A 23,742-nucleotide genomic window follows, 5' to 3' on the forward strand; every position below is an offset into this window, starting at 1 on the left:
ACATGGAAAAATGCAAAAAATTGAGCATTCTGATCAGCAATGATGATGGTGTGCACGCTGAAGGAATTCGAGCACTGGCGGCAGAGCTGAGAGACATTGCTGAGGTGACGATCGTTGCCCCTGACCGTAATCGCTCCGGAGCGTCAAACTCGTTGACACTGGAGCAGCCCCTAAGGGTAAATGAAATCGAGCCTCGCGTTTTTTCTGTACAGGGCACGCCGACAGACTGCGTTCATTTTGCCCTGAACGAGCTCATGAAGGGGGCGCTGCCAGATCTAGTGCTGTCAGGAATAAACCATGGCGCGAACCTTGGAGACGATGTCCTGTATTCTGGAACGGTAGCGGCAGCGATGGAAGGGCACTTTCTTGGTGTACAGTCCATCGCATTCAGTTTAGTGGGCAAAACTCACTTTACCGCTGCGGCCCGGGTTGCACGCCAGTTTGTTGAGCGTCATCTGGCACAGCGCGTGCCGACAAACCGATTACTCAACATCAATATACCGGATTTGCCATTGGCGCAGTTGGGTTCGGTCGAAGTTACCCGCTTGGGCGCGCGTCATCATGCAGAGAGCATGATTAAGCAAAAAGATCCACGTGGCCATGATATCTATTGGTTGGGGCCGCCGGGGAAGGAACAGGATGCCGGGACCGGAACGGACTTCTATGCCATTGAACAAGGGCATATTTCCATTACTCCGCTTCAAGTGGACCTGACTGCACATGAATCAATAGGCGCAATGGAACGTTGGATAGCAGGGAGAGAGTGATCAATGAATCCGCAAGCAGCGAGATTAGTTGAATTTTTAAATAGGCATGGAATATCAGACTCTGCGGTTCTTGATGCGATACTGTCAGTACCCAGAGAGCAGTTCGTGTCGCAGGCGATGATTCATCAGGCCTATGACAACAATGCGTTGCCGATCGGAGCAGGGCAGACCATTTCTCAGCCCTATATTGTGGCTAAGATGACCGAACTACTGGAGCTATCGCGAGAGACTAGGGTGCTCGAAATCGGTACTGGCTCTGGATATCAGACGGCAGTGCTTGCTCAATTAGTGGATCATGTATATTCAGTGGAACGTATTAAGTCGCTGCAATGGGATGCAAAAAGACGTCTCAAGCGGCTGGATATTTACAATGTATCGACCAAACACGGGGATGGATGGCAGGGCTGGCAAGCCAAGGGGCCTTTTGATGCCATTATTGTTACCGCAGCGGCCGCGACGGTACCGGAAGCGTTACTTGCTCAGTTAACGGATGGCGGACGTCTGGTCATCCCCGTTGGGGACAATGAACAACAATTATTAAAAATCACTCGAAAAGGTGATAGTTTTGATACCGAAGTGGTTGAATTAGTAAGATTTGTTCCCTTAATTGCAGGTGAATTGGCGTAAATGCAAAGCCGTTTGAGAGCAGTGGTTTCTATAGGTATTTTGTGCAGTGCACTGGCTGGGTGTGCTGGGCATTCGCCTGCGCCTGTCTCAAATTTGGGAGGCAAGTACGAAAATGTCTCCCGTGGCAGTTATCGTGGCAGCTACTATGAAGTTCAAAATGGTGACACTCTCTACTTCATTGCTTACGTCACTGATAAAGATGTTAAAGAGCTGATAAGGCTAAATAATCTTAAGAATCCGTACACCATTCACCCCGGTCAACGCCTCAACTTATGGCGTCCGGTATACTCTCCGCCAGCGTATGCAGGCTCTGGTGCTGGCGAAGTCGCTGTCGCTTCTACGACCGCAGCTGCAGCAAGTACTGCGGTGCCCCAATCAACCGCGTCAGCTACGAAATCTTCCCCCCAAAAAGTGAGTAGCTCATCTTCGCAAAATAGTCAAAAAACTGCGACAAAGAAGGTTGATCAATCGAAAACAAAGGAGTATGGTGAGTCTAAAGGTAAACAAAATGTTAATAACACCAAACCCAATACGGCAAAACAGAGTACAGCGCAGGCTAAGCCGAAACCCAAGCCGGCACCTAGCTCCACAGCTAAAGTTTCTAGCTGGATCTGGCCAACAAAAGGGCGTGTTATAAAGAACTTTTCTGCAGGGGACCAGGGAAATAAAGGTATCGACATTGCGGGCCAAAGAGGCCAGGCAATTGTTGCCACTGCAAAAGGGACCGTGGTTTATTCGGGCAATGCACTCCGAGGTTATGGTAATTTGGTTATCGTTAAACATAATGATAGCTACCTCAGTGCCTATGCACATAACGATCGGTTGCTGGTGTCAGAAGGACAGAGTGTGAATGCCGGACAGAAAATCGCAACGATGGGAAGCTCCGGAACCAACAGCGTAAGACTTCACTTTGAAATTCGATATCAGGGTCAGTCGGTAAATCCAAAACGCTATTTACCGTAGTGACCGCACAACAAGCTACTTGCAATTTGATTGACGTAATCAGAGAAGGTTAGCAATACAGTTTGTAGTCGTGTTTTGCTAGCTCGCCAGGGGGAGGCGCTATGAGTATGAGCAATGCAGTAACCAAGAACGAAAATTTCGATGCGGAAAACGAGTCTGTAGACATCGTCGAAACCGCACTTACCAACGATGAAACCCTTTCGGAGCCCGAAGAGAAAGATCTGTATGACGCGTCGGCGAAAAGTCTGGATGCGACACAGCTTTATCTCGGTGAGATTGGTTTCTCTCCACTACTGACCGCAGAAGAAGAAGTGTTATATGCCCGTCGGGCGCTTAAAGGCGATGAAGCCGCCCGCAAGCGCATGATCGAGAGTAATCTGCGTCTGGTCGTAAAAATTTCCCGTCGATACAGTAACCGGGGACTGGCTCTGTTAGATCTGATTGAGGAAGGTAATCTCGGTCTGATCAGAGCGGTAGAAAAGTTCGATCCCGAGCGTGGATTCCGGTTCTCGACCTATGCGACCTGGTGGATCCGCCAGACCATTGAGCGTGCGTTGATGAACCAAACTCGCACTATTCGTCTGCCAATTCACGTTGTTAAAGAGTTGAACATTTATCTGCGCACCGCGAGAGAGTTGTCGCAAAAACTGGATCATGAACCAACGGCAGAAGAGATCGCTCAGAAGCTGGATAAGCCGGTCAGTGATGTGTCTAAGATGCTGCGCCTGAATGAGCGCATTAGTTCGGTGGACACGCCGATTGGTGGTGACGGTGAGAAAGCACTGTTGGACATCATTCCTGATTCCACTCATTCTGATCCTGAAGTCTCGACTCAGGATGATGATATTAAGTCGTCTCTGATCCATTGGCTTGATGAGTTGAACCCTAAGCAGAAAGAAGTGCTGGCTCGCCGGTTTGGTCTGTTAGGATACGAGCCTTCAACGCTGGAAGAGGTTGGTCGTGAAATTAACCTGACCCGAGAGCGTGTCAGACAGATTCAGGTTGAAGGACTTCGTCGACTTCGTGATATTCTGATTAAACAAGGTCTGAATATGGAGTCATTGTTTAACTTTGACGATGACTAGAGCAATACCAATAAAAAATACCGCCCTTCAGGCGGTATTTTTTTATGTCTGATTTTATCTTATGCCCAGCCGCTAGGACTCTTCTTACGGCGTGGGATCAGGTGAGGCAAGATCAGGCCAAACAAAAGGCCGACGCCAGCAACGCCACCGCCGTACATGAAGTAGCGCAGTAACAGGTCTTCTTTTTGAGTGTCCAGTTTGGCACGTAGCTCACGAATCTCTGTTTGCGACGAGGTAAGCTGAGAGCTGATATCGGAGTAGTTTTGTTCCAATTCCGCAATTTGCTTGTTACGGGCTTCCAGAGAGCTTACCAGCCCATCTTTTTCGCTATTTGAGGTTTCACGTGCATTGGCCAGTTGAGATTTCACTTGCGTCAGCTCTTTTTCAAGACGAGGAAGTCTTACTGCCATGCTTTCCTGAGTGGTTACAAACTTCGACTCAACCCAACCTTTGCGACCACGTTCATCCTGGACTTGTGAGTAACCTGTCTCACGGTTAGTCGATAACAGAGATACCTTGTCACCCGCATTAATGCTGCCGATGATTCGATACTGGCTACTAGGGCCAGAGTGCAGATAAGTAAATAGCTTGTCAGCAATATAACGATCCTGAGCCAGTGCAGCCGGTGCAGCCAGTATTGACATCATGATCATGCAGATCAGTTTTTTCACAGTAAGTCCCTTAAGTGTTTCAATGGGGGATGAATAAGAAAGTAACATAGACTACAGAGGATCTCAGATACTCTCAAATTGTAAACTTTTAAGATTGGCCAAATAGTATGAAGTTTCTTAACCCGGTGCAACAAAGAAGGGAGGCAAAGCCTCCCTTTCTTTGAATTTGAGTCAATTATGACGTGAGCTTCACATCTCTCTGACTTTGTAAATCGCTTCGCTTATGCGCCAAACAGTGCTTGCATGACATAGTAGAATACAACCGCTAGCAGTGCACCTGCAGGCAGGGTAACAATCCATGAAGCAACGATATTACGCACAACGCCCAGATTCAAAGCTGCAATACCACGAGCAAAACCAACACCCAGCACCGCGCCTACCAGAGTCTGCGTGGTTGAGATTGGAAGACCCGTACCAGAAGCCAGTACTACAGTACATGCTGTAGCAAGTTGAGCAGCAAAACCACGGCTTGGTGTCAGTTCAGTGATGCCTGTACCAACAGTTGCCATTACCTTGTGCCCCATAGTCGCAAGACCGACTACGATACCGATACCACCCAGTGGAAGAATCCACCATGCGATAGTGCTTTTCGCAGTGATCTCACCCATGTGCTCAACAGTAGAAACAACCGCTGACAGTGGACCAATCGCATTGGCGACGTCGTTTGAGCCGTGAGCAAAGGCCATCGCACACGCTGTGATAACCATCAGCACGCTGAAAATACCTTCGACACCGCTAAAGCCATGGTCTTCTTCGCGATTAGCAAACTTACGTTGGATGTAGATGTAACCACCTACCATAACCAGAGCAGAGACGGCTGCAGCCCAAACCCAAGCTTCAGTGTTCGTCAGGTGCAGGCCTACGTGTTTCAGACCTTTCTTGATCGTCACCAAAGCGATAACCATGGTCGTGATAAACATGTAAACAGGAACAAAACGCTTGGCATTGAAAAGTGGTTTTTCTGTATCGAATATCAGTCGTTGTGCACTCACAAAGATGACATAGGCAAAGAAACCGGATATCACGGGCGTGACAACCCAGCTGCCGACAATGCCTTTCACTGAGCCCCAGTCTACGGCTTCAGTCCCTACTGATACACACGCAAAACCGATGATTGCACCGATGATTGAGTGAGTTGTGGACACTGGCCAGCCCATGTAAGAGGCAAGCAGCAGCCAAGTACCTGCAGCAAGAAGTGAAGACATCATACCAAAGACGAGTACGTCTGGTTGATGAGCGAACAGTGAGGTTTCGATAACACCCTTACGGATGGTGTCAGTTACTTCACCGCCAGCAAGGTATGCGCCGGCAAATTCGAAGATCATCGCGATGATGATAGCTTGCTTAACTGTTAGAGCTTTAGAGCCAACAGAAGTACCCATTGCATTGGCAACATCATTTGCACCGATACCGATCGCCATCATGAAACCAAATGCAGCAGCGATGATAATTAGGATAGTGCCATAGTTTGCAAGAATATCCATTGTAATACCTAGTTTTATTTCATAACAAGCGGAGCAATTATTTAGGCGCAGGCATACTCTTAAGCATTGTCTGTGCTCAACGCCTAATACATCCTTGCTCTTTGTTACTTAGTTAACGTTCGTTTAAGACCTGGACAGCATCAGTTCAAGACGAGCGCCTACGCGCTGTGCTTGATCTGCGATACCGCCGACCCACTCAAGAATCTTGTACAGGAACATGACATCAATTGGATTCAGTTCATGTTCAATCGCCATCAATTGTTGACGAAGTTGGATCTGCATTGCATCAGTGTCATCTTCAATGATGTCCAACTGATGAATCATCTCCGCTACCAGAGTAACTTCACGTCCTTTAAAGCCTGTCTCTAACAGTTCATCAAGCTCATTGATTACTTTTTGAGCCTGGTTTGCCGCATCAAGACAACGCTTAACATAAGCGATGAAGTTTTCTTGCAGTGGAGCTGGAATGACGAGTTGACGACCGTACACACGACCGGCAATGTCTTTAGCGAGGTTGGCAAGTTTGTCCTGCTGTGTAAGTAGCTCTAACATATCGCTACGATCGACAGGCAGGAATAAACCGCGTGGTAGTTTCAGGCGTATTTCACGTTTCAATACGTCCGCCTCTTTCTCCAAATGAGAAATCTGCGCACGGATCTCCGCTGCCTTCTCCCAATCCCCCTGAGCACTTGTCTCAAAGAAATTTACAAGGTGGGAGCAACATTCTGTTACGCACACAACGTGGCGCTGCAAAGGCTTAATTGGGGACTTTGCAAATAACCCCATAATTGTATTTACTGGCATGGTTGTTCAACCTAATTAATATAACCTGAAATAAACATACACCAAATTCATGGTGAAATGTTGAGCGATGGCTATAAAGGCGCGCATGGTAACCCATTAAAAGTCTGATTTAAACTGTTTTAGATCATCATTTGGGTGATATTTGTCACTTGCTGATTAGATCAATTGCTCATATCCTGTTGTGAGTGTCCCCGAAAGGTAAAACTATGGAAACCGAGATAGAACTGAAGTTTTTTGTTTCTCCTGATTTTTCAGAAACTTTACGTAACAAAATTTCTGAAACAAAAGTACTTCAGCACAGTCGTCGTGAGTTAGGAAATACTTACTTCGATACGCCAGACAACTGGCTACGCCAACACGATATCGGCCTGAGAATTCGTCGTTTTGACGATGTCTTTGTACAAACCGTAAAAACTTCTGGACGCGTTGTCGCTGGACTGCATCAACGCCCGGAATTTAATGCGGAGCATACTTCCAACTCTCCCGTCCTGACCCTGCACCCGCTTGATATCTACCCACAAGGTAAAGATGTAGAGGTATTACAGTCTGAGTTGATGCCGATATTTGCGACCGATTTCACTCGCGAGCAATGGCTGATCGGTATGGCAGATGGAAGCCAGGTTGAAGTTGCATTTGATCAGGGTATGGTTTCCTCTGGTGATAAGACATTCCCTATCTGTGAAGTGGAGCTGGAGCTTAAGTCGGGGCAAACGGATGCGCTGTTTACTCTGGCTCGTGCACTGAGTGAAGGGGGCGGCATACGTTTGGGGAATCTGAGTAAGGCAGCTCGTGGCTATCGTCTGGCCATGGATTATGATGGCGATCCAGTTAAAACCATGGAACTGGTCAATACAACTGACAGCGACAGCGTCGAAACTTGTTTTGTTCAATCGCTGGAGCACGCCTTGGCTCATTGGCACTACCATGAACAAATTTATGTGGAGCGAGAATCGATAGAAGCGCTGCATGAAATCAGTCACTCGCTGAGCTTTATTCGTCAGATCCTGACGGTGTACGGAGGCATAGTACCCCGTCGCGCCAGTGCCATATTGCGTCAGGAGCTTAAGTGGTTAGAGCAAGAGCTGGGCTGGCTAAAAAGTTATGACCATTTTGAGAACTTGCTGGAAGACAAAGGTCACGTGCTGAGAAAATTGGATGCACGAAAATTCCTGGTGGCGGAACTGAAGGAGATGGAGCAAGACCTTCCGGATCGCGAAGAGATGCTGAAGCTCATTCACTCTGCTCGCTACGCAGGGCTGCTTCTGGATCTGAGCCGATGGATTCTTTCCCGAGGTTGGCAACCGTTTTTGGACGACAAGGCGCGACAGAAAATGGCACAGAGCATCAAGCCATTTTCCGTTAAGCAACTGGCACGCACCTGGGCGGAGCTCATAGAGGCTTTCCCTCCGGAGAAGCAACTGACACGACAAGACTACATTGACCAGCAATACCGTCTGATGCGCAACTTGTATACCGGAGTCGGATTTGCCAGTCTGTACAACGCCGATGAGCGTAACAGTTTCCGTTTGCCCTGGGCCGATTTGTTACAGGGCATTGATGATCTGCTAATGCTAGAGTTGCTGGAAAAAATGGTTGATAAGCTGGAAGGAGAGGAGCAGGAGCAATTGGAACGCTGGTTGCGCCGTCAGGAAAGCTCCATCTTGCATGCGATGGAACAGACCAGACAGATAAGTATAGAAGCGGAGCCATACTGGCAAGGTTGAATTTGATAGAAAGAGGCTAACGGCCTCTTTCTTTTTTATCCTGCTCCATAGAATCCAGTCGGTCCTCTAACTTTTCTAGTTTATGCAAAATAATTTCTTGTTGGTTTAGCAGTTTTTGCAATATAACTTCTTTGTGTTTTGAACGCCTCTCATCCATTGAACTAGGGGATGAAAGCAGAGATGTGATCAGGCCTGACGTCATACCAAACAGCCCCACACCGCAAATGATAATGGCACCGGCCAGTACTTTACCCATAGTGGTGACCGGATAATGATCGCCATAACCAACGGTGGAAACCGTCACAAATGCCCACCAAACGGCGTCACCGATTTGATGAATATTGGCGTCAGGGTCACCACTTTCAGCCCATAACATCATTCCAGCTCCAACCGTAATCAGTAACACCAACAGTAAAAGAATCGAGGCAATGGTGGTCTCGTGCTTATTCTTCGCTAACTGTTTGAGTAATGCTTCTCCAGAACGAATGACCAGAATAACCCGAAAAATGTGGAACACTCGGGCAAATCGCAACGGCTCAACCATGGGAATACTAGCAACAAAGTCGATCCAGTGAGATTTCATGAATTGCACTCGATCTGTGGAGCGGATCAGATCTATACAAAGCTGCAGGATAAATACGCTACAGATTATAAAGTCGAGGCCGATAAGAACATTACGCTCATCGCTATTGATGGGGGCAAACAACAGGGCTGAGATCACAAATAGCGCCATAAATGACAGGATGAGTGACAATAAACTCAGAGGCTTAGTTTCAGTTTTGGTATCATTTGGTTTCATACGAGGCTCGAAATAAATAAAGTTGTCTGGTGCAATTGGTTGCGGGTTGTGATTTGTGCATACAGATAGCCTGAGTCGGCATCAATGTTAGGGAAGAGCCCTCTAACTATATAATAAATAATGGAGAACGGATAATGACCATACTGGCATTTAAACCTTGGGAGCGCATCATTACGGACGTGCGACTCGTTCCTAAGATGTTGATGTTAATGATATTGAGTACGGTTTTACTGGTTGGTAAGCAACTTTGGGATGCAAGCACCTTTTATGATTCCCTTCTGGCTGCCACCCAAAATGCCGACATTGCCCAGCAACATTATGAAGCGTATTTGCTTCAGGTTGTGTGGCAAACGATACTCATGATCGTTCTCTTTGTGGCGTTGCTGATGTTTGCCGCAAAAACCATGCTGAAACAGACAAATTATCTCAGTGATGCGATCAAGCGTATGGCCGATAAGGATCTCACTGTACCTGTCATCATGGATTGTAAAGACGAATACGGGGATGTTGCCAGAGAACTGGAGCGCACGCGCGTTCAGCTTCACGACGTTATTCAGACTCAGGTAGCTACGTCACAGGAGTTGGCGACCCTGACCGAAGTCATGACCTTGAGCATGTCAGAGACCAAAGAATCCTCTCAGGAAGAGTTCCAGGAAATTGATCAGCTGGCGACAGCGATGAGCGAAATGAGCTCTACGGTACAAACGGTTGCCGACCATGCCCAAAATGCGTCAGAGCTGACGGAGCAGGCTTCTGAGCAGGCGTCTACGGGTCAGCGCTTTGTTCAGGGGACGGTGACGAAGATGAGTGAACTGTCGGATGACATTGCAGCATCGGCACAGGCGGTGAATCAGGTAGAAGAGCGTGTAGAGTCCATTGGCAGTGTAGTGGGAACCATTCAAGGTATCTCTGAACAAACGAACCTGTTGGCATTGAATGCGGCTATTGAAGCGGCACGCGCAGGAGAGGCGGGTCGTGGTTTTGCTGTTGTTGCCGATGAAGTTCGCAATCTGGCGCAGCGCACGCAACAAGCCACGGTCGAAATTCAAGATATGATTTCCCAGTTGCAATCGAGTGCCAGTTCAGCGGTGGAACTGATGGAAAAAAGCGTCGTCGAAGCAGCCGATGGCGTTGAATTGGTGACCAATGCGGGCAGTGAACTGGATGGCATTGTATCCCAGGTTAATCAAATCAATGATATGAACTTCCAAATTGCTACAGCCGCCGGCCAGCAAAGCAGCGTAGCAGAAGAGATGAATCAAAATCTGACTAATGTCCGGGAGCTGGTGGAAGCGTCTGTAGTGGTGGTAACGGAACTGCTGGAAACGTCAGAAATGATGCAAAACAATGCGGCGGAACTGGATAGCAAGATTCAATCCTTCAAACTCTAGCCTTTCACGCAAACAAAAACGCTCACTTGGTAACAAGTGAGCGTTTTTTTTACTCTGACTTTATGAGAAAACTAGTGGTTTTCTCCAGACTCGGTCGCTACATCAGCCTGAGATTGCTGTAGCTCCAATACCTGATTGTCGATGAGGCGAGCCTTACCCAAAAAGGCAGACATCAGAATCACGGCGTGAGTCGTCTCGGCAGTAATTGCCTGCAGGCTGCGAGCATCACGAATGAAGATTTCATCGGGGTGCAGACCCGCAGCACGAAGCTGATCGTTCGCGTCTTCAACAATGGACGCATAGTCATCTCGGCCACCGCGAATCGCGCTGCTAATCCAGCGCATGGTCTTAGCCAGAACAGGGGCTCGCTGGCGTTCATCCATCGTCAGATAACCATTGCGAGAGCTCATGGCCAGTCCGTCCAATTCGCGTACCGTAGGCACGCCAATGATGTCGATGTTCATCGCCAGATCACTGACCATTTGACGAATCAACGCCAGTTGCTGGTAATCTTTTTCCCCAAAGCAGGCAACGTCCGGCTGAACAATGTTGAACAACTTGTTGACGATCGTGGCCACGCCCCGGAAGTGACCTGGACGAGACGCCCCCTCTAGCATATGAGAGATACCAGGGACTTCAACAAAGGTCTGTTTGTCCAATCCTTGTGGATACATGACTTCTGGTGTTGGGGTGAAGACCAGTTCAACCCCTTCCGCAGTTAACTTACTCAAGTCGTCATCCAGAGTGCGCGGGTAGTTGTTCAGATCGTCTGCACGCTCGAATTGCATTGGGTTGACGAAAATACTGGCGATAACGACGTCAGCATGCTCGCGCGCTTTGCGCATCAGAGTCAGATGCCCTTCGTGCAGATTGCCCATAGTAGGGACGAACGCGATACGGCGCTGTTCACGTTTCAGCTGAGCAATTTGCTCTCTTAACTCTGCGATATCAGCAAAAGTTTGCATGATTCCCCCTAAGCAATCGTATGAGCGTCATCAGGGAAGGTGTCACTTTCCACATCTGAAATATATTTAGCCACCGCTGTGCGCATGTCACCCGTCTCGGCCAGGAAGTTCTTTGAGAACTTAGGCATGTAGTTGGCAGAAATTCCAAACATATCATGCATCACCAGGATTTGACCGTCAGTGCCGTTACCGGCGCCAATGCCAATCACAGGTACATCAAGCGCTTCAGTGATGCGTTTTGCCAGTTCAGCCGGTACACACTCCAGCAGGATAATTTGTGCACCAGCCTCTTGCAGTGCGAGCGCATCGCGTACCATTTTGTCTGCGTTACGCTGATCGCGGCCTTGAACTTTATAGCCACCAAAGATATTGACACTTTGTGGCGTCAGACCAAGGTGCGCACAAACAGGAACAGCACGCTCTGTCAGCATTTTCACCGTATCAACCAACCAGTCGCTGCCTTCGAGCTTGACCATATTCGCTCCAGCACGCATCAGTATTGCCGCATTTTCACAGGCTTGCTCGGGCGTGGCGTAGCTCATGAATGGCATGTCGGCCATCAGTAGGCAGTTTGGGCTGCCTGCACGCACGCTGCGCGTGTGATAGGCAATGTCTTCTACTGTAACCGGTAGCGTGTCATTGCGGCCCTGAAGTACCATGCCCAAAGAGTCTCCGACAAGCAAAACAGGCATATCCTGGCTTTCAAACAAACCGGCAAAACTCGCATCGTATGCGGTTGAAGTTGCAAACTTACGACCTTCTTGTTTCCACTTGACGAGGTCGTTGATGGTGATTTTTTTCATTTTTTGTCCTTACTTAGGGGTTGGCTAAGATTGCCAAACTCTGAGCCCATTGCGGTCCACGTTGTTTACGAGGGTTTTGAGCTCAGTCCCGTCAGGGAGTTGTAAACTTGGTGCGATTTCCAGTAGCGGATAGAGAACAAACTCTCTCTCTTTCATTCCATAGTGAGGAACGGTCAGGCGCTCGGAATCGATCACCTCATTGCCGAAAAGGATGATATCGAGATCAAGAGTTCTTGGGCCCCATCTCTCATCTTTACGGACACGCCCTTGCTCAAGCTCAATGCGCTGTGTGCAGTCAAGCAGTTCAAGTGGCGTTAATTCGGTTGAAATCTTTGCAACAGCATTGATGTAATCGGGCTGGTTCTGAGGCCCCATCGGTGTGCTGCTGTAAAGTGAAGAGCAAGCAAGAAGCTCACTCTTTGGTAATGTTTTCAGCGCTTCAATAGCAATGTTGGCCTGAGCAACCGGATCCGCCAGATTGCTGCCAATGGCGATGTAACAGATGGTCATTATTCTGCGCTCTTGCTTTTCTTGCTTTTTGACGGACGACGTCGGCGTGAGCCGGAACGAGAGCCAGAACCACCGACCTCATTGACCATCGCCTGGCGCATGTTACGACCCGCGGACTGGAAGGTTGCCCACCATTTTGCCAGCGCCGCCACTTCTCCACCTTCAATCTCCCCACGCATTTCAAGGAAGTCAAAACCGGCACGGAACTTATTCAATTCCATCAATCGGTAGGCGCGTTTACCAGAGCGTCGTGGCAGTCTGAGCTGCAATTGCCAGATTTCGCGAATCGTTGCTGTATGTCGTCGAGGTATCGCCGTCGATTTTACCTGTTCATCTAAGATGATGTTGCTGGCTTCCATGACCGCATCGTACTCAGCGAAGCCTTGTGACATCAGTTGATTGGCATGCTCCATCATCGGGTACCACAGCATTGCGGCAAACATAAAGGCAGGGTTAACACGTTTGCCTTCCTCAATACGTTCATCGGTCGCGTCCAGCACCAGGTCGAGAACCTGCTCGGAGCGAGAAGAATAATCGTCGGTGAAGTATGGCGCTATGATTGGGAACAATTGTTGGAACAAATTGTATTCGCGCAGTAGATGGTAGGTTTCCAGACCATAACCAGACTGAAGCAACTTGAGAGACTCTTCATACAAGCGAGCAGAAGGAATGTCACGCAGTAAAGGCGCGAGCTCTTCGATTGGCGCTGCGGTGTCTTCTTCAATGTCAAAATCCAGCTTGGCGGCAAAACGAACCGCACGTAACATACGGACCGGATCTTCACGATAACGTACATCAGGCTCGCCAATCAGACGAATCAGGCGATCTTCCAAATCTTCTACGCCACCAGCGTAGTCGTGGATAGAGTAGTCACCGATGTTGTAATACATGGCGTTAATCGAAAAATCACGGCGCTCGGCATCTTCATCGATCGAGCCATAGACATTGTCACGCAATAACATGCCTTCTTTGCTCTGCTGAGAGACGTTTTTTTCCTGCTCTTGGTGATGACCACGAAACGTCGCTACTTCGATAATGTCGCGCCCAAACATAATGTGCGCGAGGCGAAAGCGTCGACCAATCAATCGACAATTTCTGAATAGCTTTTTAATTTGCTCTGGCGTCGCGTTAGTTGCTATATCGAAATCTTTAGGTTGTTCTCCAAGCAGCAGATCACGCACGCCGCCGCCAACTAGGTACGCGTCAAAGCCTGCGCCATTGAGTCGGTACAGTACTTTTAACGCATTATCGCTGATCTGCTTGCGTGAGATGTTGTGTTCTTCCCGTGTATAGACTTGTAATGAAATATCATCATATACATGGTGAACGCTTTGGGAGTTTTCTTTTATATTCATAATATTAAAGCAATTTAGGTTCGCGAAATCGCGCAATTCTGGCGCGATTTTTGTGCCTGACGCATGAAATTTGCCGCTTATGATAGCTTAGAGAGCATCATTTGAGAATGGCGGCTTGATTTTGAGCTCATCCGGTAACTGTAAAAGGTGCCAGTTTTCAACCCCCCATTGAACAATAGATTCAATATCTGCATTGAGTATGCTGTCATCGATGGTGAAGCCGAGAAAACGCATGGCATTGAGTAATGTGGGTCTTGGATTGGATAAATCAATGGCGGTAGCATGATTTTGTTTGGATAGTTTGTTGCCACTGTCGTCTATCGCCAGCGGTAAGTGAAGATAACGCAGGGGTTTATGCCCCAGCGTTTTATACAAGCTAATCTGTCGCCCAGTGGGTTCAATAAGATCCGCGCCACGTACCACTTCAGTGACGCCCTGATAAATATCGTCGAGGACCACCGCCAGGTTGTAGGCAAATAGTCCATCACGGCGTTTGATAATGAAATCTTCTTTGGCCAGAGCCTCAGGGATCGTTAGCGTCCCATAACGTTGGTCGGTAAATGACTCAATAGGGTGCTGCATCGTCAGACGAACGGCACACTGGCTGGCGTCCTTGAGTTGTTTTTGTCTGCAGGTACCGAGATAAAAACCACCGTCAGCCTTGATCTGTTTTCGGGTGCATTCGCACAGGTAGGCGTGGCCATCAATGAGCCACTGATCTATTTGATCCTGATAAGCGTCCAGGCGATGGCTTTGGTATAAAACCTTGTCATCCCAGTGCAGCTGGTATGTTTCGAGGGCTTTTAAGATCAGTGAGCTGGCACCTTCTACCTCGCGAGGGGGATCGATATCTTCGATTCTGACCAGCCATTTGCCGGCATGACTTTTTGCCTGAAAATAACTTCCCAGTGCTGCCACCAGAGAACCAAAATGAAGTGGGCCCGATGGAGAGGGCGCGAATCGACCAATGTACATAGTGTTCTATATCGTGTGAATTCTTCGATCAAAAAAGGGAGCGTTTGCTCCCTTTTTTTCCGCTTGTTAGCCTTGCATCTGTCTTTCTTTGATTTCTGCAAGTGTCTTACAGTCGATACATAAGTCTGCTGTAGGACGTGCTTCCAGTCGGCGTATGCCGATTTCGATGCCACAAGATTCGCAGAAGCCAAAATCATCTTCTTCGATCTTGTTCAGCGTCTTCTCGATCTTCTTGATCAGACGACGCTCACGGTCACGGTTACGCAGTTCAAGGCTGAACTCTTCTTCTTGCGAAGCTCGGTCAACGGGATCAGGGAAATTAGCTGCTTCGTCTTGCATGTGGTGCACAGTTCGATCAACTTCTTCCCTAAGTTGGTTGCGCCAAGCGCTCAAAATTTTTGTAAAGTGATCCAACTGAGCTTGTGACATGTACTCTTCACCAGCTTTTTCCTGGTATGGATCAACACCAGCAATGGCTAGGATGCCTAGCGCTTTTTTCTTTGATTCTGGCATGCAGCATCTCCTACTTACACCTAGTCAACTGTGCAAACAGTTGATTTTAAGGCGGGTATCTATAGCAAAAAGAAATGCTTGAGGCAAACACTGTTTGTTAAACTTGTTATCAATGTCGAAGTGACATCACTTTTGATTGAAGTCTACACGTGATAACAGCCGAACTTCATTGTCAGAAAATTCTGCTTTGTAACAAATAATTTCTACCCCGGCTTCCCTTGCTTGTTTCAGTAATAGTGAATATTTCGCATCTATATGGTGTGCCGCAGACACCTTTTCAATCCCTGAATGCAAAACAGCAAAAAATAATACGGCTCTGCGCCCTGATTGCACCATTTCTGTGAGCTCACGCAGGTGCTTCTGACCCCTTGTTGTCTGGGCATCCGGAAAATAACCTTGCCCAGAGTTCAGGTCATCCAGCAGTGTGACACTTTTTACTTCAATGTAGCAATCTTCTCGATCACTATCTTGTAATAAAATGTCGATTCTGCTGTTTTCTTGACCGTATTTCACTTCGGTACGCAGGGTTTGGTAACCTGAAAGCTCGGAAATGACCTCGTTGTTGATGGCTTCCACTACTAAAGTATTGGCTCTGGCTGTATTTACGCAAATTGAATGTCCCGCTGCGGTCTGTGTGAGCTCCCAGCTATGCGGATATTTTCTCTTCGCATTGTCAGATGTGGAGTACCACACCGTTACTCCTGCTTCGGCACAACCGGTCATCGCCCCCGTATTGGCACAATGAATGGTAAGCTGTTGCTTGTCCGCCAGTGTGATGTCAGCAAGAAAGCGCTTATAACGTTTGATTAACTTTCCCTGCTTTAACGGTGGATCAAAGTGCATTTTGAGTCCATTTTTCTTAGAATAAGTGCCTCCATTACAACATAAGGTTACGGCGTTGTCACAGCTCCCAATTGAAGAAGTATTACCCTCTCTGCTTGTCGCGATATCTGAGTCAAATCAGGTGATTTTAAAAGCAGCTACGGGGGCTGGTAAGTCCACGCACTTTCCTGCGAAACTGATGGAAAGTGGCGCTGTCTCAGGCAAAATTATCATGCTTGAACCGCGTCGAATCGCCGCGCGCAATATTGCGATGTACATTGCCTCACAATGTGGTGAGTCTGTGGGCGACCGTGTGGGCTATCGGGTACGCGGCGAATCCAAGGTCAGCAGTCGAACACAGCTGGAGATCGTCACCGAAGGTATTCTTACTCGTATGTTGCAGGAAGATCCCGAACTGACCGGTGTCGGTGCTCTGATTTTTGATGAATTTCATGAACGTAGCCTGCATGCAGACACAGCCCTTGCTTTCGCACTTGAGAGTCAGGAAGCGTTGCGTGACGATCTGAAACTTATCGTCATGTCAGCGACGCTGGATGCCAATGATTTGACCAAAGTACTGCCAAATGCTCATTTCATTGAGTCTCAGGGGCGATCTTATCCGGTCGATGTACGATACGAGCCTATGTTACCAAGCGATAATCTGCCTTTGTTTATGGCAAAACAGATAGAGCGGTTATTGACGCGTGAAACCGGGTCTCTGTTGGCGTTTTTGCCCGGAGCCGGAGCGATTCTTCGGGTTGCCGAGTTGTTGCAGCAAAGCGAAGTGGATGCTCAAATTTGTCTCTTGTATGGGCAGTTGGATTTTAAAGCTCAGCAGATGGCCATTCAGCCAGCGAAAGCAGGACAACGAAAGGTTGTTCTGGCCACCAATATCGCGGAAACGTCGCTGACGATAGAGGGGATTCGTCTGGTGGTGGATTCTGGGCTCGAGAATCAGTCTCGATTTGATCTCAAAACAGGGGTATCTCGTCTGGAGCAGGGACGGATCGCCCAGTCCTCGGCCATTCAGCGTGCCGGACGGGCAGGACGTATAGAGCCGGGACTTTGCGTGCGTCTGTACAGTGAGAGTCAGTTTAACCAGCAACCCGAGCAAGGCACTCCTGAAATTCTACGCAGTGACTTAGCGGCACTGCAAATCGAGCTAATTCGCTGGGGGTGTCATGATGTCAGTGATCTCGCCTGGGTTGATGCTCCCAAAACGACGCACTTACAGCAGGCGAAAGCACTGCTCAACCGACTACAACTGATTGATGATCAGAGCAGGCTGACGCCGTTTGGACTCCAGGTCCATCGTTTAGGAGTCGAACCCAGACTGGCAAGTATGTTGTTGCAATCACAGGCACAAGGGTCTGAAGTGTTGAACACAGCGCTGGCAGTGTGTGCGCTGATTGAGGAGCCCGAGCGCAATGAGCTGGATCTGCGTTTGTCACTTCATCGCTGGCAACAGGGCAGTCACAGCCGTAAAGGGGCATTGTCTCAACGGGCGCAATCGCTGGCAAACAGACTAGAGCATCGCTTTCGGTTAACCCGGGTGGAGGAATCTTTACTTGGAATTGTCGCAGCGTTTGCTTATCCGGATAGAATAGCGTCCACTCGCAGTGTGAGCTCAGGACAATACCTCCTGGCTAACGGTCACGGAGCAACGGTTAACGATCAGCAAAAGTTAGCCGATGAGCCTTTCTTGACGATCGTCGATTTGATGCGTACTGGTCAGGGTAGTAGTCAGGTATTTAAGGCACTGCCGCTTGATATTAGCTTATTGCCAACATTCAATGACGCCGTGATTGAGCAGCAGCACGTGGTCGAGTGGGACGATAATAAGGGACGACTCATCGCCAGTGAACAGACTCGGATAGGAGCGATCGTATTACAGAGCCGGGAAGTTCCTGTTCCTGCGGACGCGGATGTGGGGATGGCATTAATCGGTTATGTGCAGCGTCGCGGCCTGTCTGCACTTAACTGGACTCAGGCTGCCGAAGAGCTAGCCCAGCGAGTGGAGTGTGCACGATGTTGGTTACCCGAAGAAAATTGGCCAGCCATGTCCGAAACCGAGTTGCTTGCCGAGTTAGAAACTTGGCTACTGCCTTATATGCATGGTATCAGCACAGCCAAACAGCTGCAGAAACTGGATATATTTGGCGCACTGCAGGCTTATTTGGGCTGGGATAAACAACAGCAGTTGGACGAATGGTTGCCGACGCATCTGGTGGTGGCCTCCGGTGGGCGTAAGAAGATCCGTTATCAGGTCGGGGAAGCACCGATGCTGTCAGTAAAACTGCAGGAAATGTTTGGCGAGAAAACCTCCCCCACCATAGCTCGCGGTACTCAGGCGATTGTTCTGGAGTTACTATCTCCGGCGCAGCGTCCACTGCAAATTACCCGGGATCTTGCTGCATTTTGGCAAGGTGCCTACAAAGAAGTACAGAAAGAGATGAAAGGGCGTTACCCCAAGCATCCCTGGCCTGACGACCCGATGAATCATCAGGCAACGAGCAAAACCAAAAGACAATTGAATTCATGACAGTGATAAAAAAGTTGGCATCGAGTGGTAAAAAGCCAACAACGAGAAAGACAGCCACAAAGCAAACCAGCAAGTCCCGAGCGACGGCAGGTAAGGCGAAACGTAAACCTGCACGCAAGAAACAGCCGAAAGGCGCCTGGCGCAAGAGGCTTTTCTCTATTGGCTGGAAACTGGCACTGGTCGGCATCATTGCCGTTGGGGCGGTAGGGTATTACCTCGATCAGGTGGTGAAAGAACGATTTGAAGGTAACTTGTTTGAGCTGCCCACTGTAGTCTATGCCAGAGTCCTGAACTTATCAGTGGGTGACCGTATCTCCATTGCACAGTTGCGTAATGAACTCGATGTTCTCAGCTACCGAAAAGTGGCTCAGCCACGCCAGCCGGGTGAGTACTCTGCGTCATCGACTAAAATCGAGCTGATTCGAAGACCATTTGAATTTGCTGACGGGCCAGAACCGGATCGCCATGTGATGCTTTACTTTAACGATGGAGCTTTGACGCGCATACAGTCACTGGACAAGGATGGCGACCTTGGTTTCTTGCGAATCGAACCTAAGATGCTGGGCATGTTAGAGAAACAGGCTGATGAGCAGCGCTTGTTCCTAAGACGTGACCAGTTTCCGGAAGTGATGATCGATGCCCTGCTGGCCACTGAAGACAGAGATTTCTATCAGCATGATGGTGTTTCTCCTACGGCCATCGCCCGCGCGTTCTTTGCCAATATGCGTGCCGGACGTACTGTGCAGGGCGGCAGTACCTTGACTCAGCAGTTAGCCAAGAACCTGTTTTTGACCAGTGACCGAACTTTGTGGCGCAAAATTCGCGAAGTATACATCGCATTGATCCTTGATTACCGCTATAGCAAAGACGAAATTCTCGAAGCTTATCTGAATGAGGTTTATCTGGGGCAGAGTCGCGGAGAGGCGATTCATGGCTTTGGACTGGCTTCTCGACTCTATTTTGGTCAACCTTTGCAAGAGCTGCGTATCGATCAGTTAGCGATGCTGGTAGGCATGGTGAAGGGGCCTTCCTATTACAACCCGATCCGGCATCCGGAGCGAGCGAAACAACGTCGTGACTTGGTGCTTCGTCTGATGATGGATCAGGGGATGTTGACGGGACGAGAATTTGAGATGGCAGCATCACGCAATCTCGATTTGCAGGATAAGCCGCAAATTGCCAGTCGACAGCCCGCTTATTTTCAGCAACTGAAGCGAGAAATCAGCACTAAGGTTGGCGACAAGATCAGCGGTGGTAAAGGTATTCGTATCTACACCTCTCTCGATCCTGTGTCTCAGGATAAACTGGAGAAGGCGATTGCCAAACGCCTTCCACAACTGGAGAAAACGTCTGGAAAAGGCTTAGAGGCTGCCGCTGTGGCCGTTGACAGAACCACGGGAGAAATACGCGCACTGGTAGGCGGTAAGCGTACGGGTTACAGCGGCTTTAACCGAGCTCTGAATGCCAGCCGTCCAATCGGCTCTCTGGTTAAGCCAGCAGTGTATCTAACTGCACTGGAACAGCCTCAGAGCTACGACTTGGCCACTACCCTGAACGACAATCCAGTCAAGCTAAAAGGCAGTAAGGGCAATATATGGGAGCCAAGAAACTATGATCGTAAGTTTCGTGGGGATGTCCCTCTTTATGAAGCGTTAGCCCGTTCTCTGAACGTGCCGACCGTGCGACTCGGTATGTCACTGGGGATAAGTACCGTGTCAAAAACGCTGGTGGAACTGGGGGTGGACGCCAATGAAATTAAGCCACTGCCTTCGATGTTTCTGGGTTCGTTGTCATTGACGCCTTATCAGGTGGCTCAGATGTTCCAGACCATCGCCAACTCAGGACGGCAGGCAGAGCTGTCAACCTTGCGTTCCGTGGTGACGGTAGATGGCGATATCCTGTACCGCTCACTACCAAAATCTAGCCAAAAAGTGCCCGAGCAAGCGGCGTGGCTGACCACTTATGCGATGAAAAAGGGCGTGGCAGAAGGGACGGGACGATTCCTCAATAGTCAATTCCCTCATGCTGCGCTGGCTGGGAAAACCGGTACCAGTAACGATACTCGCGACAGCTGGTTTGTTGGTGTGGATGGCCGTGAGGTGACCACTATTTGGGTTGGCCGCGATGACAACAAATCCACGAAGCTTACTGGCTCCAGTGGTGCACTGCGTGTGTACTCTGATTATCTGAAAGCACGTATTCCAGAGCAGTTGGTGCTGCCCTGGCCAAAAGAAATCAGCATGATCGGTTTTTCTAAAACCCGTCAGGGTGCACTGGAACTGGATTGCGGTAATCAGTTTGAGCTGCCGGTATGGGATCAGGATGGTAGCATGAAAGCGTCGTGTGAGAATCAGCCCAAGCAGTGGATAAAAAACCTGTTCAACTGGTAGTTTTTTCGCCAAGAGCTGCCGACAATCTTGCAGGCACCAGCAGGTTAAAGTTAATGTTAAATAACAAGAGAAATCGCTAATTTACTGATATATTTAATTAACCATAACGAAAAGCGCTTTTAGGGATGAATGTGAAACGCCTGACTCTGTGGCTATTAGCCGTGACTTTCCTGACCTGCAGTGGGACCGTGCTCGCAACTGATTCTGTCGATGGCAATGATGACCATAAAGACAGGCCGAAAATTGGCCTGGTGTTAGCGGGTGGCGGTGCCAAGGGGGCCGCACATATTGGTGTGCTAAAAGCGCTGGAAGAGATGCAGATCCCGGTCGACATTATTACCGGGACCAGCATGGGGGCTTATGTCGGTGGTCTCTACGCGACCGGGATGAGCGCCGATGAGATCGACAGCTTCATCTACTCGGTGGATTGGAACAACGGCTACCGGGACAGAGTCAGCCGCAGTCAGCGCCGAGTGCGCGATAAAGAGGCCGAAGACCGCTATCAAATTCGCACTGACATCGGCCTGCACTTCGGCTCCATAGAAGCGCCCAAAGGGGTGGTGCAAGGGCAGAGCATGCTGCGTATTTTGCGCAAAACCAGCGGCAACCTGCCTCAGTTTGAAACATTCGATGATCTGGCTATTCCTTACCGTTCAGTCGCGACCGATATCCTTAAACTGGAACCTGTGGTTCTTGATAAAGGCTATCTGGTTGACGCCATGATGGCCAGTATGTCGGTGCCCGGTGCGTTGCCTCCCTATGAACTTGATGGCTATCTGCTGGTGGATGGGGGTGTCACCAATAACATGCCCGTAGAGCTCGCCAAACAGATGGGGGCTGATATTATCATTGCGGTTGATATCAGCAGCGATTACAAAGACCGCGAAGATTTTAGCAGTTTCTTCTCAGTCGGAGAGCAGTTGTCTAATTATCTGGTTCGTCGTAGCACGGAAGAGCAAATGCAGGCGCTAGAGGAACAGGATATATACCTCAATCCTGAAGTCGGGCAAATTTCGACGACGGACTTTTCTTCAATGCCCCAAGCTTATCAATTGGGGTATGACGTCGCCTATAGGAATTTACAACAACTCAGTGTACTCACTGTCTCAGGCGCTCAGTACCAGCAATACATCGATGAAAAACAGCAGGCACGTAAAAACCTGGTGTACGGCGATGAGAACGTCATCGACCACATCGTCATCAATAACGAAAGTCATTACAGTGATGAGCTGATTACTAAGCGACTGGGTCTGGAAGCGGGCCAAGCGCTGAAAACAGAGGAAATCGAACAGAGCATTGAAGAGTTGTATGCTCTGGATCGGTTTGAGCTGATTACCTACCACTACAAGACCGATGAGAACGGTGCAACGGTACTGGAGCTGGATGTCAGAGAGAAGTCCTGGGGACCCAACTACATGGACTTCCGGTTCTTCCTTGAGGAAGACTTCAATGCGAACAGTTTTTACTCGATTGGCGTTACCACCAACTTTACCGACCTCAATGACCGTGGTGCGGAGTTGAGACTGAATGCCGATTTTGGTACCGACAAGCGGGTGGAAGCGGAGCTCTATTCTCCATTTATGTTGAATCAGGATTTTTTTCTGCTCGCCGGAGCCAAGTATCACAGTGATCGTCGCAACGTTTTGTGTCAAATCAACCAGAGCGAAACCGGGTGTGTAGAGCCAGCGTTAACTGGTAAGGCAGACTTTGTGCCGGTGAGTTACCGTGAATGGGAGGGGGAACTGGCTCTGGGATACCACGCGACCTTATGGCAGGAGTTTAAGCTGGGCGCACGCTATACCACGGGTGAGTCTTATGTATCGCCATTGCAATCCGCGGGTAAGTTTGAGTTCGACAGGAAAGGATTCTTTGCCAATTACAAACTGGATACGCTGGATGATTTCAGTTTACCGACCAAAGGCTGGTATGTGGATCTGGAGTACGTATACTCCCGTGACAGCGGTGACCAAACGGTGAGTGACCAGCCCTCAGGTTTTTCAGACAATGCCTATGAGATATCAGTAAAAACCAAGTACGTACGAACCTTCGCTCGCAATACCCTGGTAGGGTCGTTTGATTATGGCATGATTGAAACTGAAAACGACTCGTTACCGGTGAACCCGAGAGAGCTCGGTGGCTTTCTTAACCTGTCCGGTATTCCCCGAAATAGTCTGATAGGCCAAAATAAACTCTATGGCAGTTTGGTGTATCGCTACCGCTGGTTTGATAACGACTTTGGTATGTTCCAGTCTCCGGTCTATCTGGGCGCTTCAGCTGAGTATGGTGGTGTATGGGATGGTGACAAGAATGTATCAAATGCGCCGCTGTTTTTGGCGGGGTCGGTGTTTGCCGGAATTGATTCGCCCGTAGGGCCCATCATGCTATCGTATGGACGAGTAGAAACCGGACTCAACTCGTTCTACTTAATCATTGGTGCCGACTATTAACACTGGTATCACTCATAGTTATATTGAATATAGATATTTAAAATGAAGGGGCAGTTTGCGCTGACTTGTTGCGACTTTAGTTGGAAATCGTTGATTTTTACTTAA

The 23,742-nt window shown here is 48.9% G+C and carries 20 protein-coding genes; 9 read left to right on the forward strand and 11 right to left on the reverse strand.

The genetic code is table 11. From position 1 onward, the window contains the following. Window positions 1-2 precede the first annotated feature (2 nt). The 4 genes from surE to rpoS all read left to right on the forward strand — a co-directional run bounded on the left by surE (window position 3) and on the right by rpoS (window position 3,442). Window positions 3-767, forward strand: coding sequence for a 5'/3'-nucleotidase SurE (gene surE / locus C4S60_RS09140; protein WP_103880039.1), 765 nt, complete (start codon window positions 3-5; stop codon window positions 765-767). Window positions 768-770: 3 nt separating this feature from the next. Next, the gene (locus C4S60_RS09145) at window positions 771-1,394 is read left to right on the forward strand and encodes a protein-L-isoaspartate(D-aspartate) O-methyltransferase (protein ID WP_103880040.1); all 624 of its coding nucleotides are present in this window, start codon (window positions 771-773) and stop codon (window positions 1,392-1,394) included. Continuing rightward, the gene (gene nlpD / locus C4S60_RS09150) at window positions 1,395-2,357 is read left to right on the forward strand and encodes a murein hydrolase activator NlpD (RefSeq protein ID WP_103880041.1); all 963 of its coding nucleotides are present in this window, start codon (window positions 1,395-1,397) and stop codon (window positions 2,355-2,357) included. Between the two features lie 101 nt (window positions 2,358-2,458). Beyond that, the gene (rpoS, locus tag C4S60_RS09155; protein WP_103880042.1) at window positions 2,459-3,442 is read left to right on the forward strand and encodes an RNA polymerase sigma factor RpoS; all 984 of its coding nucleotides are present in this window, start codon (window positions 2,459-2,461) and stop codon (window positions 3,440-3,442) included. Window positions 3,443-3,501: 59 nt separating this feature from the next. Here the strand turns inward: rpoS and C4S60_RS09160 are convergent, their stop codons facing one another. From C4S60_RS09160 to C4S60_RS09170, 3 genes are all read right to left on the reverse strand, one after another. After that, window positions 3,502-4,113, reverse strand: coding sequence for a TIGR04211 family SH3 domain-containing protein (locus tag C4S60_RS09160; protein ID WP_103880043.1), 612 nt, complete (start codon window positions 4,111-4,113; stop codon window positions 3,502-3,504). Between the two features lie 221 nt (window positions 4,114-4,334). After that, window positions 4,335-5,597, reverse strand: coding sequence for an inorganic phosphate transporter (locus C4S60_RS09165; RefSeq protein WP_103880044.1), 1,263 nt, complete (start codon window positions 5,595-5,597; stop codon window positions 4,335-4,337). 123 nt (window positions 5,598-5,720) lie between these two features. Then, on the reverse strand, window positions 5,721-6,401 hold the full coding sequence (locus C4S60_RS09170; RefSeq protein ID WP_103880045.1) for a TIGR00153 family protein: 681 nt from the start codon (window positions 6,399-6,401) through the stop codon (window positions 5,721-5,723). 206 nt (window positions 6,402-6,607) lie between these two features. On the opposite strand from C4S60_RS09170, the gene C4S60_RS09175 reads away from it, so the two are divergent. Then, window positions 6,608-8,125 carry a CYTH and CHAD domain-containing protein gene (locus C4S60_RS09175; protein ID WP_103880046.1) on the forward strand — a complete coding sequence of 506 codons (1,518 nt, stop codon included), beginning with the start codon at window positions 6,608-6,610 and terminating at the stop codon, window positions 8,123-8,125. Between the two features lie 16 nt (window positions 8,126-8,141). Here C4S60_RS09175 and C4S60_RS09180 read toward each other — a convergent pair whose 3' ends face one another. Next, window positions 8,142-8,924, reverse strand: a complete 783-nt coding sequence (locus tag C4S60_RS09180) for a potassium channel family protein (RefSeq protein WP_103880047.1) — start codon at window positions 8,922-8,924, stop codon at window positions 8,142-8,144. A 134-nt stretch (window positions 8,925-9,058) separates the two neighbouring features. On the opposite strand from C4S60_RS09180, the gene C4S60_RS09185 reads away from it, so the two are divergent. After that, window positions 9,059-10,315, forward strand: coding sequence for a methyl-accepting chemotaxis protein (locus tag C4S60_RS09185; RefSeq protein WP_103880048.1), 1,257 nt, complete (start codon window positions 9,059-9,061; stop codon window positions 10,313-10,315). Between the two features lie 71 nt (window positions 10,316-10,386). On the opposite strand, the gene panC is transcribed toward C4S60_RS09185, so the two are convergent. From panC to sfsA, 7 genes are all read right to left on the reverse strand, one after another. After that, on the reverse strand, window positions 10,387-11,280 hold the full coding sequence (gene panC, locus C4S60_RS09190) for a pantoate--beta-alanine ligase (protein ID WP_103880049.1): 894 nt from the start codon (window positions 11,278-11,280) through the stop codon (window positions 10,387-10,389). Window positions 11,281-11,288: 8 nt separating this feature from the next. Next, window positions 11,289-12,083, reverse strand: a complete 795-nt coding sequence (gene panB / locus C4S60_RS09195) for a 3-methyl-2-oxobutanoate hydroxymethyltransferase (RefSeq protein ID WP_103880050.1) — start codon at window positions 12,081-12,083, stop codon at window positions 11,289-11,291. Window positions 12,084-12,107: 24 nt separating this feature from the next. Next, window positions 12,108-12,593 carry a 2-amino-4-hydroxy-6-hydroxymethyldihydropteridine diphosphokinase gene (folK, locus tag C4S60_RS09200; RefSeq protein ID WP_103880051.1) on the reverse strand — a complete coding sequence of 162 codons (486 nt, stop codon included), beginning with the start codon at window positions 12,591-12,593 and terminating at the stop codon, window positions 12,108-12,110. Further along, entirely contained in the window at window positions 12,593-13,948 is a 1,356-nt protein-coding gene (gene pcnB / locus C4S60_RS09205; protein ID WP_103880052.1) for a polynucleotide adenylyltransferase PcnB, read from the reverse strand. The genes folK and pcnB overlap by 1 nt, the downstream gene beginning before the upstream one ends. An 87-nt stretch (window positions 13,949-14,035) precedes the next feature. Further along, entirely contained in the window at window positions 14,036-14,923 is an 888-nt protein-coding gene (gene gluQRS / locus C4S60_RS09210) for a tRNA glutamyl-Q(34) synthetase GluQRS (protein ID WP_103880053.1), read from the reverse strand. A 66-nt stretch (window positions 14,924-14,989) separates the two neighbouring features. Then, window positions 14,990-15,436 carry an RNA polymerase-binding protein DksA gene (gene dksA / locus C4S60_RS09215; RefSeq protein WP_103880054.1) on the reverse strand — a complete coding sequence of 149 codons (447 nt, stop codon included), beginning with the start codon at window positions 15,434-15,436 and terminating at the stop codon, window positions 14,990-14,992. Between the two features lie 126 nt (window positions 15,437-15,562). Continuing rightward, window positions 15,563-16,279, reverse strand: coding sequence for a DNA/RNA nuclease SfsA (gene sfsA / locus C4S60_RS09220; protein ID WP_103880055.1), 717 nt, complete (start codon window positions 16,277-16,279; stop codon window positions 15,563-15,565). 55 nt (window positions 16,280-16,334) lie between these two features. Here sfsA and hrpB point away from each other — a divergent pair, with 55 nt between their 5' ends. The 3 genes from hrpB to C4S60_RS09235 all read left to right on the forward strand — a co-directional run bounded on the left by hrpB (window position 16,335) and on the right by C4S60_RS09235 (window position 23,637). Continuing rightward, complete coding sequence (gene hrpB / locus C4S60_RS09225; RefSeq protein ID WP_103880056.1) at window positions 16,335-18,800, forward strand: ATP-dependent helicase HrpB; 2,466 nt, start codon at window positions 16,335-16,337, stop codon at window positions 18,798-18,800. After that, complete coding sequence (gene mrcB, locus C4S60_RS09230; RefSeq protein ID WP_103880057.1) at window positions 18,797-21,190, forward strand: penicillin-binding protein 1B; 2,394 nt, start codon at window positions 18,797-18,799, stop codon at window positions 21,188-21,190. Before hrpB ends, mrcB begins: the two co-directional genes overlap by 4 nt. Before the next feature lie 125 nt (window positions 21,191-21,315). Then, a complete protein-coding gene (locus C4S60_RS09235; RefSeq protein ID WP_103880058.1) occupies window positions 21,316-23,637 on the forward strand; it encodes a patatin-like phospholipase family protein in 2,322 nt (773 codons plus the stop codon). The last annotated feature ends 105 nt before the right edge of the window (window positions 23,638-23,742 follow it).

The sequence above is a fragment of the Vibrio hangzhouensis genome, from assembly GCF_900107935.1.
GTDB lineage: Bacteria > Pseudomonadota > Gammaproteobacteria > Enterobacterales > Vibrionaceae > Vibrio > Vibrio hangzhouensis.